This window comes from Stenotrophomonas sp. YJH_SMC_94-11 (assembly GCF_059370435.1).
The window spans coordinates 183,484-195,813 of sequence record NZ_JCAFTR010000009.1; the positions used below are offsets into that span (position 1 = coordinate 183,484).

10 protein-coding genes are annotated in these 12,330 nt (G+C 66.9%); 5 read left to right on the forward strand and 5 right to left on the reverse strand.

The features are described 5' to 3' along the window. Window positions 1-94: 94 nt before the first annotated feature. The gene (locus AC5P74_RS16290; RefSeq protein ID WP_049416163.1) at window positions 95-1,186 is read right to left on the reverse strand and encodes an OmpA family protein; all 1,092 of its coding nucleotides are present in this window, start codon (window positions 1,184-1,186) and stop codon (window positions 95-97) included. Window positions 1,187-1,543: 357 nt separating this feature from the next. Between AC5P74_RS16290 and AC5P74_RS16295 the strand changes: the two genes are divergently transcribed. From AC5P74_RS16295 to AC5P74_RS16315, 5 genes are all read left to right on the forward strand, one after another. Further along, on the forward strand, window positions 1,544-2,563 hold the full coding sequence (locus AC5P74_RS16295; RefSeq protein ID WP_053501218.1) for a zinc-binding alcohol dehydrogenase family protein: 1,020 nt from the start codon (window positions 1,544-1,546) through the stop codon (window positions 2,561-2,563). A 156-nt stretch (window positions 2,564-2,719) separates the two neighbouring features. Then, window positions 2,720-3,352 (forward strand): membrane protein YczE, encoded by a 633-nt coding sequence (gene yczE, locus AC5P74_RS16300; protein ID WP_005415435.1) that lies wholly within the window; start codon window positions 2,720-2,722, stop codon window positions 3,350-3,352. Between the two features lie 404 nt (window positions 3,353-3,756). Beyond that, window positions 3,757-5,787 carry an NADPH-dependent 2,4-dienoyl-CoA reductase gene (locus tag AC5P74_RS16305; protein WP_329841340.1) on the forward strand — a complete coding sequence of 677 codons (2,031 nt, stop codon included), beginning with the start codon at window positions 3,757-3,759 and terminating at the stop codon, window positions 5,785-5,787. A gap of 297 nt (window positions 5,788-6,084) precedes the next feature. After that, the gene (locus AC5P74_RS16310; RefSeq protein WP_004154513.1) at window positions 6,085-6,543 is read left to right on the forward strand and encodes a cell wall hydrolase; all 459 of its coding nucleotides are present in this window, start codon (window positions 6,085-6,087) and stop codon (window positions 6,541-6,543) included. Between the two features lie 84 nt (window positions 6,544-6,627). Next, window positions 6,628-7,239, forward strand: coding sequence for a glutathione S-transferase N-terminal domain-containing protein (locus AC5P74_RS16315; RefSeq protein WP_053501065.1), 612 nt, complete (start codon window positions 6,628-6,630; stop codon window positions 7,237-7,239). A 94-nt stretch (window positions 7,240-7,333) separates the two neighbouring features. On the opposite strand, the gene AC5P74_RS16320 is transcribed toward AC5P74_RS16315, so the two are convergent. The 4 genes from AC5P74_RS16320 to AC5P74_RS16335 all read right to left on the reverse strand — a co-directional run bounded on the left by AC5P74_RS16320 (window position 7,334) and on the right by AC5P74_RS16335 (window position 12,300). Continuing rightward, a complete protein-coding gene (locus tag AC5P74_RS16320) occupies window positions 7,334-8,389 on the reverse strand; it encodes a suppressor of fused domain protein (RefSeq protein ID WP_053501063.1) in 1,056 nt (351 codons plus the stop codon). A 46-nt stretch (window positions 8,390-8,435) separates the two neighbouring features. Beyond that, window positions 8,436-8,939: a hypothetical protein gene (locus AC5P74_RS16325; protein WP_070490513.1), complete on the reverse strand. Its 504-nt coding sequence runs from the start codon at window positions 8,937-8,939 to the stop codon at window positions 8,436-8,438. A 214-nt stretch (window positions 8,940-9,153) separates the two neighbouring features. Then, window positions 9,154-11,034: a propionate--CoA ligase gene (gene prpE, locus AC5P74_RS16330; RefSeq protein ID WP_005415430.1), complete on the reverse strand. Its 1,881-nt coding sequence runs from the start codon at window positions 11,032-11,034 to the stop codon at window positions 9,154-9,156. A 651-nt stretch (window positions 11,035-11,685) separates the two neighbouring features. Beyond that, window positions 11,686-12,300 (reverse strand): RluA family pseudouridine synthase, encoded by a 615-nt coding sequence (locus tag AC5P74_RS16335; protein WP_053501051.1) that lies wholly within the window; start codon window positions 12,298-12,300, stop codon window positions 11,686-11,688. Between the last annotated feature and the right edge of the window lie 30 nt (window positions 12,301-12,330).

A 12,330-nucleotide genomic window follows, 5' to 3' on the forward strand; every position in this document is an offset into this window, starting at 1 on the left:
CTTGCCCCGTCACAGGCGAGCGTCCTGCCCGCAGAAACAACAAGACCCGGCCGAAGCCGGGTCCTGCTGTGTCCTACGGGCAGAGCGTCAGAACTTAGTTCTGGACGTTCAGCTCGGTACGACGGTTCTTGGCGCGACCTTCCGGGTTGTCCGAACCATCCGGGTTGGTGTTCGGAGCAATCGGACGGCTCTCGCCGTAGCCGATCGGGCCGACCAGGCGACCGGCGTCAACGCCGTTCTTGGTCAGGTAGTTGTACACGGCGGTAGCACGACGCTCCGACAGCTTCTGGTTGTAAGCGTCGGTACCCTTCGAGTCGGTGTGACCGGCAACTTCAACGCGCAGATCCGGGTAACGCTTCAGGATCTCGGTGGCTTCGCTCAGGATCGCCACGGCGTCCGGACGCAGGTTCGACTTGTCGAAGTCGAAGTTGACGCCCTTCAGGTCGATGGAGACCGGAACCGGGCAACCGTCCGGACCGATGGTCTGACCCGGCTGCGAGTTCGGGCACTTGTCGTCGCAGTTGTTGACGCCGTCACCGTCGTCGTCCAGGTCGGCGCAGCTCGGGGCAACCGGAGCCGGAGCCGGAGCAGCCGCGACCGGAGCCGGGCCCAGCGGGATCACGACGCCGACCGAAGCCAGCACGTCGCCGAACCAGCTTTCGTCACGTGCGGCGATGCTCTGGTCGTCGAAGTCAGCGCGGTAGGCCACTTCGGCGCGGACAGCAACACGCTTCTCGAAGGTGGTCTGCAGGCCGACGCCCAGCTTGGCAGCAACATTGCCGTCCTTACGCTGGCGCGGGCCGTTGTTGTCGAGCGCAGCGTACTCTTCTTCCGACTTCTGGTAGCCCAGGCCACCGACGATGTACGGGTTCCAGCCGCGGCCTTCCTTGATGAAGTGGCGACGCAGGTCCAGCGAGACGCCGTACTGCGACCAGTTCAGGTCCTGGTTGCTGTCGAAGTTCGGGTTCTGGTAGTTCAGCTCACCGTCCAGCGACCAGTTCGGGCTGATGAACTTACCCAGGCCCAGGGTCACGAACGGAGCGTCATTGGTCAGACGGTCGCTGTCCTGGAAGTTGAAGCCGGCCGAACCGGTCAGGTACCAGCGGTCATCGAACTCCTGCGCAGAAGCTGCCTGGGCGAAAGCCAGGCCGCCCAGCAGCGCGGCAGTAAGGATCTTCTTGTTCATTGAGTACAGCTCCTATTTCGGGGGTATGAAACCGGTAGAGGCATGGGCCAGCACTAGTGCGTCGATGTTCGACAGCCGATTCAGCACGCCACCGCCGCGAACATTATGCTCAGGCGGGTGAAGGCCATGTTAACAGTCCCGTAACATGTGAAGTGTTGCGCCCGACCGTCCACCGGTCCGACGTTGAAACCCTATACAGGATGATGAAAATCCGCAAGACCCACACGCTGCAAGGGTTTGACGGGGTTTAGGTGCGAGAAGCGACATATTGCGCAACGTGCTGCATCACACGGTTCAGCGCGTCTGAGGAAACGTGAGGAACCTTATGATGGGATCACGAACCCAGCCGGAGCCGTGATGAAAGCCGTCGCCCTGAGTCGTGAATACGCGCCCGCCCTGCGTGATGTCCTCCTGCCACCGCCGCTGCCTCCTCGCGGCCGCGATCTGCTGGTGCGGATCGAAGCGGTTTCGGTCAACCCCGTCGATGGCAAGCAGCGGGCCGCCACCGATCCGGCCACCCTTGAGGTTCCCCGGGTGCTCGGCTGGGACGCAGCCGGCGTGGTCGAAGCCATCGGTGACGAGGCCAGCCTGTTCGCCTCCGGTGACGAGGTCTACTTCGCCGGTGACGTGACCCGACCGGGCTGCAACGCCCAGTACCAGTGGGTTGATGAGCGCCTGGTCGCCCGCAAGCCGACCACGCTCGATTTCGCTGAAGCGGCCGCGCTGCCGCTGACCACTCTCACAGCCTGGGAACTGCTGTTCCAGCGCATGCCGCTGCAGCTCGATGGCCGCCGCCACGTGGGCCAGCACCTGCTGGTGATCGGCGGCGCCGGCGGCGTCGGCTCGATGGCGATCCAGCTGGCGCGCCATGCCGGTTTCGAGGTGATCGCCACCGCCTCGCGCGAGGCCTCGATCGACTGGTGCCGACAGATGGGGGCCGCGCATGTGATCGACCATCGGCAGCCACTGCAGCCCCAGTTGCAGGCGCTGGGCATCGATGCGGTGCAGGTCGCGCTCAATCTGGCCGACACCGACCACTACTGGGATGAACTGGGCCAGCTGCTGGCACCGCAGGGCCACGTCGGCCTGATCGTCGAGCCGCGGGGTGCACTGCGCATCGGCGATCCCTACAAGGCCAAATGCATCGGCATCCACTGGGAATTCATGTTCGCGCGTTCGCGCTTCGCCACCGCCGACTGCATCGAACAGCACCGCATCCTCAGCCGTGCGGCCAGCATGATCGATGCCGGCCAGCTGCGCGGTACGCTCAATGAGACGCTGGGCACGATCAATGCGGCCAACCTGGACATCGCGCATCAGCGCCTGGCCAGCGGGCGCACGGTGGGCAAGCTGGCGCTGGTCGGCTGGGACGACTGACGCCGCGGTGCGGAGCCGATCAGGGGCTCGGCTCTACACCACAGCCTCTACGCGGGATCGACGCTGCCTGTAGCGGCGGATTGGCCGGCATCTGTATCTATGGATGGTGCAGAAACGGCGATACGGTGGAAACAGATCCCCGCCCCCCGGACCGCCATGCCCACCGCCCTGCCCTTGCGCCTGCTGCAATTGATCACCGGCCTGTTCCTGTACGGCTTCGGCGCCTCGCTGATGATCCGCGCCGCCATCGGCGTGGCACCCTGGGATGTGCTGTCGCAGGGCATCGCCGCGCAGACGCCGCTGTCATTCGGCCTGGCAACCAATGCCATCGGTGCATTGGTGCTCCTGCTGTGGTGGCCCCTGCGGCAGAAGCCGGGCCTCGGCACCGTGCTCAACGTGATGCTGATCGGCCCCTCCGCACAGTTCGGGCTGTGGCTGCTGCCGCCGGCCGTCGGCCTTGGCTGGCAGGTGGCGATGTTCTGTGCCGGCATGCTGCTGGTGGCGCTGGCCACCGGCCTGTACATCGGTGCCCGCCTTGGCCCGGGGCCACGCGATGGCCTGATGACCGGTCTGCATGCCCGTACCGGCTGGCCGATCTGGAAGGTGCGCAGCCTGATCGAAGGCAGCGTACTGCTGCTGGGCTGGTGCCTGGGCGGCAATGTCGGCCTCGGCACCCTCGCCTTCGCCCTGCTGATCGGGCCGCTGTGCGGAGTGACGCTGGGCTGGTTCGGGATCGGTCGGCCTGCTCCGGTAGTGCCGGCCGCTGGCCGGCAACCGCAATCGCCCTGAGTTGACCGCAATGCCGGCCAGCGGCCGGCACTACCGCCCCCGGAGTTCGGGGGCAGCGCCGCAGGCGCGGGGGTTGGAGGCCGGTGAGTGGGGCCCGCGATTCGCGCAGCGAAACGCGGGAGCGACAGCACGCATGTGCCGAGCGCACCCGGCCAGCGGCCGGCACTACCGCCCCCGCAGTTCGGGGGCAGCGCCGCAGGCGCGGGGGTTGGAGGCCGGTGAGTGGGGCCCGCGATTCGCGCAGCGAAACGCGGGAGCGACAGCACGCATGTGCCGAGCGCACCCGGCCAGCGGCCGGCACTACCAAACCGTCAGACAGCGGCCAGCCCTCCCAAAGAAGCGGCCCTTGCCCCGGCCGCCGTTTCGCGGCACGCTTCGCGCTTCCGTACGCAAGCGTATCGACCATGTCGCCAGCCAACGAAAGCGCCTATCCCCACCTGTTCGCCCCGCTGGATCTGGGCTTCACCCAGCTGCGCAACCGCGTCCTGATGGGTTCGATGCACACCGGCCTGGAAGATCGCGCCCGCGACTTCCCACGGCTGGCGGCCTACTTCGCCGAGCGCGCCGAGGGCGGCGTCGGCCTGATCGTCACCGGCGGCTTCGCGCCCAATGTGGTCGGTTGGCTGAAGCCATTCGGTGGCAAGCTGTCCTGGCCCTGGGAAGTGCGGCCGCACCGCCAGCTCACCGCCGCCGCGCACCAGCACGGCGCGAAGATCTGCCTGCAGTTGCTGCATGCCGGCCGCTATGCCTACCACCCGTTGTCGGTGGCACCGTCGAAGCTGAAGGCACCGATCAACCCGTTCACCCCGCGCGCATTGTCGGCCAGCGGCGTAGAGCGCCATATCGCCGACTACGCTCGCAGCGCGAAGCTGGCCCGCGAGGCCGGCTACGACGGCGTGGAAGTGATGGGCTCGGAGGGCTACCTCATCAACGAGTTCATCGCCCCGCGCACCAACAAGCGCGCCGATGCCTGGGGCGGCGACGCGCGCCAGCGCATGCGCTTCGCGGTCGAGATCGTGCGCCGCATCCGCGAGGCCTGTGGCCCGGACTTCATCATCATCTACCGCCTGTCACTGGTGGATCTGGTCGACGACGGCAGCGACTGGGACGAGATCGTTCAACAGGCGCAGGCGATCGAGGCGGCTGGCGCAACGATCATCAATTCCGGCATCGGCTGGCACGAAGCACGCATTCCGACCATCGCCACCTCGGTGCCGCGCGCGGCCTTTGCCGGCGTCACCGCCAAGCTCAAGCCGCATGTGAAGGTACCGCTGGTGGCGACCAACCGCATCAACATGCCCGACGTTGCCGAACGCATCCTGGCCGGTGGCGGCGCCGACATGGTGTCGCTGGCACGCCCGCTGCTGGCCGACCCGCAGTGGCCGAACAAGGCCCGTGCCGGCCGCGCGGAGGCGATCAACACCTGCATCGCCTGCAACCAGGCTTGCCTGGACCACGTGTTCGAGAACAAGCTGGCCAGCTGCCTGGTCAATCCGCGCGCCGCCCACGAGACCGAGCTGGTCTATCGTCCCACTGCTACGCCGAAGAAGGTTGCGGTGGTCGGCGCCGGCCCCGCCGGCCTGGCCTGCGCCATTGTCGCTGCCCAGCGTGGCCACCAGGTCACCCTGTTCGATGCCAATGATGAGATCGGCGGCCAGTTCAACGTGGCCAAGCGCATCCCCGGCAAGGAAGAGTTCCACGAGACCCTGCGCTACTTCCGCCACGCGCTGCAGGAGACCGGCGTACAGCTGCGCCTGGGCACCCGCGTCGACGCTTCCCAACTGGCTGGCTTCGACGAGGTGGTGCTGGCCACCGGCATCACCCCGCGCAAGGTCGATTTCCCCGGTGCCGATCACGCCAAGGTGGTGAGCTACCTGGACGTGCTGCTGGGACGGGTCGAAGTGGGCGCCAATGCGGCGATCATCGGCGCCGGCGGCATCGGCTTCGATGTCGGCGAATTCCTCAGCCACGCCGGTGAATCCCCCTCGCTGGATCCGCAGCGCTGGATGGCCGAATGGGGCGTGGACCCCAGCTTCGAGGCACGCGGCTCGCTGGGTCGGCCCGAGGTCGAGCCGTCACCGCGGCGCTTGTGGCTGCTGCAGCGCAGCCCGGGCAAGCCGGGCGCGCGGCTGGGCAAGACCACCGGCTGGATCCATCGCGCCACGCTGAAGGCCAAGGGCGTGCGCATGCTCGGTGGCGTCGAGTACCTGGGGGTGGACGACGAGGGCCTGCGCATCCGCGTGGACGGCAGCGAACAGCTGCTGCCGGTCGACCATGTGGTGATCTGCGCCGGGCAGGAACCGAACCGCACGCTGCAGGCCGAACTGCAGGCGGCCGGCATCAACGCGCAGCTGATCGGCGGTGCCGACGTGGCCGCCGAACTCGATGCGAAACGCGCCATCGACCAGGGCAGCCGGGTCGCCGCCGCGCTCTGATGAGCGCCTGAATGGGGGACGGAATGTGATTTCCGTCACCCCGGTTGAACCTGAATGTCAAGCCGAGCGGTTCACGATGCGTTCGGCTATGCCCCCCTACCTTGCGCCATCTTTCCGCTCACCAGCCAGTTTCCGGTGAGCCGGCGCAGTCCCCACGATCGGTACTGATCGTTTCTTTTGGGGCTGCCCACGGGGCGGCCCCGATGGCCGCCTCCCCATGACGCCAAGTCGTCCCCCACCTCCTGTCGCCCCGCGGCCGGAACCGGAGGGTGCGGCCCATACGGAGCAAGGAGTTATATGAAACTGGCCTGGATTCTCTGGCTGTCGCAGTTGTTGCCTCAGCCGGCCGCTGATTCACTGTGTTTGAGCACCACCGTCTACCTGGAAGCCCGCGACCAGACCCTGCGCGGCCAGCAGGCTGTTGCCGAGGTCGCCCTGCGCCGTCTCGACAGTGGCCTGTGGGGCGACTCGATGTGCCAGGTGGTCACCGCGCGCAAGCAGTTCGCACCGACCATCGTCTCCCCCGGCACCCAGCTGGGCAATGACGCGGCGTGGAGCGAAGCGATGAACGTGGCTTTCGACGCCGAGCGCAACTGGGCGCTGCCGGCCGGCGAACGCCGCGAGATCGTGCCCGGTGCCAGCCACTTCGCCGCGCTGTCCATCGCCAGCCCGAACTGGCGCAACGCCTACCAGGTGGCGACCATCGGCGATCACACCTTCTACAAGGTGCAGAACCTCAAGCCGCGGCAATCGTAACGATCCGTGCTGGCGGCAGCGTTGCCGGCCGCCGCCGGGCTCTGGGATAGTGGGCGTTTCCCGCCCGCATCACCTGGAGTTCCCATGAAGCTGTACAGCAAGCCCGGTGCCTGTTCCACCGCCGACCACATCGCCCTGCAGTGGACCGGCCAGCCGTTCGAGGTTGAACTGCTGAACAAGGACACCCTGAAGGGTCCGGAATTCCTGAAGATCAATCCGGCCGGTGCCGTTCCCGCACTGGTCGACGGCGACTTCGTGCTGCTGCAGAACGCCGCGATCATGGGCTACATCGCCGACAGCTTCCCGCAGGCCGGCCTCGCCGGTGATGGCAGCCCGCGCCAGCGCGCCGAAGCCACCCGCTGGCTGGCCTTCGTCAATTCCGACGTGCACCCGGCCTTCTCGCCGCTGTTCGCGCCGGGCAAGTTCATCGCCGACGAGAGCCAGTACGACGCGATCCGCGCCGCCGCGCACAAGCGCCTGCGTGGCCTGTTCGAGACCGCTGACAAGCAGCTGGCCGACAAGCCCTGGCTGGCCGGCTTCCGCAGCTTCGCCGACCCGTACTTCTACATCACCCTGCGCTGGGCCGCCGGTACCAAGGTTGATCTGTCCGGCCTGGACAACCTGGCCGCCTACAAGGCACGCATGGACGCCGATGCCGGCGTGCAGGCCGCGCTGAAGGCCGAAGGCCTGGCCTGACCTTGGTCAGGGGTCAGAGCCGTTCGCGTGGCGAACGGATCTGACCCCATCGGCTACCAGGCGGCTCCGCCCCCCCTCGATTTCATTGGCGCGATCAGCCGATCTGGCGGATCACTTCCCCCTTGGCATCGCGCAGGTAGGTCGGCACCACCTCGATACGCAACCTTCCTGCCAGCGGGTAGACCCCGCGCTCGGCGTGCACCCCTGCCAGGGCCTGCAGGCCCGCCTCGTCCAGTGACCAGCGCGCGCTGTCGGCGGATACGTCCGCCACTTCACCGCCCCCGTCCGAGATGAACTCCCACTGCCGCTCGCGGCTGACCAGTTCCAGCGATCTGCCGTGGCGCAGGCGCAGCGGCAGCAGTTCGCACACGCTCGCCACCTGGCCGGCGCCAAGCACCAGCGTGGTCATGCCCGCCTCCTGGCGCCAGTCCAGTGTCTCGATGAACAACATGCCGGTGCTGGAGCCTTCGCGCTCGCTGCCGGCCCGCACCTCTGCCGCCAGCGCAGGGTCCTCCAGCAGGTTGCCGCGGTGCAGGTCGCTGACCCACAGCGGCATTGCCGGCTGCAGCGCCTGCAGCACGCCGCGCGTAGACCAGCGCTTGACTGCCTCCATTTCCTCATCGGTCAATCCGACCAGCTGCAGGAACTGCAGGTGGCCATTGGCGGTGTCGCGTGCCGGCAACTGCGGGTCGGCAATGAAGGCCAGGTGGCACAACCGCGTGTCGGTCTCCAGTGCGATCGGGCCGTTGGCATTCAGATGGTGGCCATCCTCGAACACGTTGCCGCTGCCGAACACATAGCGCGCCAGGTTCTGCAGCAGGTTCATCGGCCACACCGGCGGCGTGCTGTCGGCGTTCTCAGCGGCTTCGGCAGCGAGACGGAACGTCAGCTCGAAACCATAGCCGCTGGCGGCAGCATCACTGCTCTCCTTGGCATACAGCTCGGAGAAACCGTAGGTGATGTAGTGCCAATGCGGAACCGGCGCATCCGCCCAGTACACGCTGATGCCATCCAGCGGATCCTGGCCGCCGAGCGTGTAGGGAAGCGCGGTGCCGTAGTGTCGCGGCTCCTGCCCGGCATACAGCGGCGAAAGCGCCGCATTGATCGCGTCCCAGCCGGGGGTGTCGGTGTCATCGTGGTCGTCCTGCACGCGGGACTCCTTGTGGGGAAGTGAACCGATCACTTTACGCGGTGGCTCAGGCCTGCACGACCTCTTTGCCAGCGTTTACTACGGCGGACTGGGTTTCCTGCCACCAGCGCTGGGCCAGCGCCGGGCTGCGCGCCTTGCCCACCGCCGCCAGCAGTTCCGGGCAAAGGCGTTCCAACGCCAGCGCATCGGTGCAGCGTTCGATCTTCAACTGCATGAAGTAGCCCTTCAGCCCCAGATGGCGCCGCACCGCCTCGCTCATCGCGTCGTACAACTGCTGGTACAGCGCCGGGTCCTGTTCGCGGCCGGTGCTGATGCCACGCGTCGGAGCGGCCTCTACGCTCCCGCCGATCACCTCGATCAGTCCCTGTGCGGCCAGCTGCTCCAGTGCATCCGGAGGTGCGCGCAGGCCATCGAACAAGCCGCGCAGTTCGGTGTCATCGCGATGGCCATCGACCATCAGCAGGATTGAACGCAGTGCCGCCGGCAGGCGCCGGCCACGGTCTTCGATTTCCTGACGGCCAGCAGCCGTCTTGGCGTGCAGCAATGCCATTGCATCCCCCTCCCTTGATGCGCCATGCCGGCGCACCCTCACGGGCACGCCCCCCTGTGTGCCACCCCTGGGCGGCGCGCGCATTCCCCGGCGCGCACCGCGTGTTGCAGGTCGATGACAGGGCGAGCTTAGCGCAAGTGCAGCGGGTAGTGCCGGCCGCTGGCCGGCAACCTCGGGATTGATGGGGGGCCGGCCAGCGGCCGGCACCACCGGATCAACGGCCCAGCGCGCGGCGGATCTCCTCCAGCGCGCTGGGGTCGTCCAGCGTCGACAGGTCGCCCGGGTCACGCTGCTCGGCCAACGCCTGCAACGAGCGCCGCAGCAGCTTGCCCGAACGGGTCTTGGGCAGCGCGTTGACCACGTGCACATGCGCCGGGCGCGCGACCGCACCAAGCGAAGTCGTCACCGTCGCCATCATCTCGGCCACCACCGGCGCCGGATCCTCGCCTTCAAGCCCCTGCTTGAGGGTGACGAACACCAGCGGCACCTGCCCCTTCAGCTCGTCCTTGACCCCGATCACGGCAGCCTCGGCCACGCGCGGATGGCTGGAGATGGCCTCCTCGATCTCGCGCGTGCCCAGACGATGCCCGGCCACGTTGATCACATCGTCGGTACGGCCGAGGATGAAGGTATAGCCATCGTCATCGCGGATCGCCCAGTCCAGCGAGCTGTACAGCAGTTCCTTGAAGTGGCTGAAGTAGCTCTGCAGGAAACGGCTGTCGTCGTTCCACACCGTGCTCATGCAACCCGGCGGCAAGGGCGGCGACACCACCAGCACGCCCTTCTGCCCCGGCGCCACTTCCTCGCCGGTGTTCTCGTCGATCACCTTCATCCGGTAGCCGAGATTGGGGAAGCCCGGTGAACCGAAGCGCACCGGCTTCATCTCCAGGCCCGGCAGCAGGGTCAGTGCCGGCCAGCCGGTTTCGGTCTGCCAGTAGTTGTCGATGATCGGCTTGCCCAGCGCTTCGCTGATCCAGTGCGCGGTGGGTTCGTCCAGCGGCTCTCCGGCCAGGAACAGATACTTCAGGGCGCGCAGGTCGTGGCGATGGATGAAGTCCGCGTCATGCTTCTTCAGCACGCGGATGGCGGTGGGTGAGGAGAACATGGTGCGCACGTTGTACTGTTCGCACAGCGCCCACCAGATACCCGGGTCCGGATTCGTCGGCAGCCCCTCGTACAGCAACGAGGTGCAGCCACCGATCAGCGGGCCGTACACGTTGTACGAGTGGCCTACCGCCCAGCCGACGTCGGAAGTGGAGAACATCACCTGGCCCGGCTTGCAGTCGAACACGGTCTCCATCGACTGCGCCATCGCCACCGCGTAACCACCGACATCGCGCTGCACGCCCTTCGGCTTGCCGGTAGTACCGGAGGTGTACAGCAGGTAGCTCGGCTCGCTCGCTTCCAGCCACTGTACCGGCACATCGACCTCACCAACCTGTGCACGCAGCGCGGCGTAGTCCACGTCGCGACCCGGCACGCGGGGTTCGGCGGCATCCAGCCCGCGCGACACGATCAGCACGTGCGGTGGCGGCGACGCCGCTTCGGCGCAGGCCGCGTCGACCATCGGCTTGTACGGAATCAGCTTGCCACCGCGCATGCCGGCGTCCGCTGCGATCAGCAACTTCGGCTTCGCATCGTCGATGCGCAGCGCCAGGTTGTGCGCGGCGAAGCCACCGAACACCACCGAGTGCACCGCACCGATGCGCGCGCAGGCCAGCATCGCGAACACGGCTTCGGCCATGTTCGGCATGTATATCACCACGCGGTCACCGTGGCCGACGCCGAGATGCTTGAGCACGGCGGCGAAGTCGTTCACTTCGCGATACAGCTGGCGATAGGTGATCTCGCGGGTGCTGTTGGTTTCGGTGGAAATCGCAACCAGCGCGAGCTGGTCGGCGCGCGTTGCCAGGTGGCGGTCGACGGCGTTGTAGCAGAGATTGGTTTCGCCGCCGACGAACCAGCGCCGGAACGGCGGGTTGCTGTAGTCGAGCACCTGCTGCGGCGGTTTGTGCCAATGGATGCGCTTGGCTTCCTCGCCCCAGAAGGCCTCCGGCTCGTCGATCGAGCGACGGTAGGTTTCCTCGTAGTTCATGACGCAGCCCTCCCAGACAAAGTCATGGGTTCGAGGATAGTCCGGCGCTGGCGCGCGGGCCGCCCTACCTTGGTAGGGGGTGGGTTTGTTCTGCAGGGCTTTGCAGCCCTGCACCCGCAGAAGCCGAAGCCAAAGCCAAAGCAACAGCAGAAGCTGGCTTACTGGGGGATGGCGGGGTGGATCCGGTGGCGGGAGACGCCGTAAACCCGTCCTTGGGGGCTTGGCCGCGGCATCCATGCCGCGGACACTCCCGCCACCGGACCCACCCCGCCTTCGACAGTTTCCTGCCATCTGTCGGAACGGCGGATTGCGCTGGTAGGTGTCGACCTTGGTCGACACGGTAAATCCACGCCATGCGTGGATGATTCATTCGATATCTGACAGAAAAATCGTGTCGACCAAGGCCGACACCTACCAACAGCTGCGCGGAACAACGGCCACCGTTACCAACAGCCGAGTGAACCTGTCGAAGGTGGGGCGGTGTCGGAGTGCGGGGTGTCAGCCGCATGGATGCGGCTGCCAAGCCTACACGGACGTACTTGCGGCGTCCCCGCACTCCGACACCGTCCCGCCAACCCACGGATAGCCCGCTTTTGACGTTGACGTTGACGTTGATTCTGCAGGTGCAGGGCTGCAAGCCCTGCCGAATCCCTAGAACGGAGTCGCGGACTCGAACGCGAGCGCTTCGCCCGTCGCCGGATGGGTGAGCCGGAGGCTGCGCGCATGCAGGTGCACGCGTGGCGCCGGTGCGGCGTCGTACAGCACGTCACCAACGATGGGATGGCCGAGACTGGCCATGTGCAGGCGCAACTGATGGCTGCGGCCAGTGATCGGCTCCAGCGCCACGCGCGTACGCTGCGCTTCAACATCACGCGCCAGCACGCGCCAACGCGTCAGCGCCGGCTTGCCGCGCTCATGGTCGATCATCTGCTTCGGCCGGTTCGGCCAGTCCACGATCAGCGGCAGATCCACGTCGCCGGCATCGCCTTCAAGCAGCCCCTCGACGACCGCTTCATAGCGCTTGCCAACCCGGCGCTGCTCGAACTGCATCGACAACGCCGCCTGCATGTCCTTGCCACGCGCATGCAGCAGCAGCCCGGAAGTTACCTGGTCCAGGCGGTGCACGGTCAACGCATCCGGGTACAGCGCCTGCAGGCGCGCGACGACGCAGTCCTGGTTCTCGGCGCTGCGGCCGGGCACGGACAGCAGGCCGGGGGGCTTTTCAGCCACCAGCAGCGCGTCGTCGATGTAGTGCAGATGGATCATCCGGCTCTGTATCCGTCCAAACAGAAACGG

Coding starts and splice junctions, on each gene's coding strand:
- prpE (WP_005415430.1), bottom strand. CDS start 11,034: ATGAACTACGAGGAAACCTACCGTCGCTCGATCGACGAGCCGGAGGCC.
- AC5P74_RS16305 (WP_329841340.1), top strand. CDS start 3,757: ATGTCGCCAGCCAACGAAAGCGCCTATCCCCACCTGTTCGCCCCGCTG.
- AC5P74_RS16335 (WP_053501051.1), bottom strand. CDS start 12,300: ATGATCCATCTGCACTACATCGACGACGCGCTGCTGGTGGCTGAAAAG.
- AC5P74_RS16295 (WP_053501218.1), top strand. CDS start 1,544: ATGAAAGCCGTCGCCCTGAGTCGTGAATACGCGCCCGCCCTGCGTGAT.
- yczE (WP_005415435.1), top strand. CDS start 2,720: ATGCCCACCGCCCTGCCCTTGCGCCTGCTGCAATTGATCACCGGCCTG.
- AC5P74_RS16315 (WP_053501065.1), top strand. CDS start 6,628: ATGAAGCTGTACAGCAAGCCCGGTGCCTGTTCCACCGCCGACCACATC.
- AC5P74_RS16310 (WP_004154513.1), top strand. CDS start 6,085: ATGAAACTGGCCTGGATTCTCTGGCTGTCGCAGTTGTTGCCTCAGCCG.
- AC5P74_RS16325 (WP_070490513.1), bottom strand. CDS start 8,939: ATGGCATTGCTGCACGCCAAGACGGCTGCTGGCCGTCAGGAAATCGAA.
- AC5P74_RS16290 (WP_049416163.1), bottom strand. CDS start 1,186: ATGAACAAGAAGATCCTTACTGCCGCGCTGCTGGGCGGCCTGGCTTTC.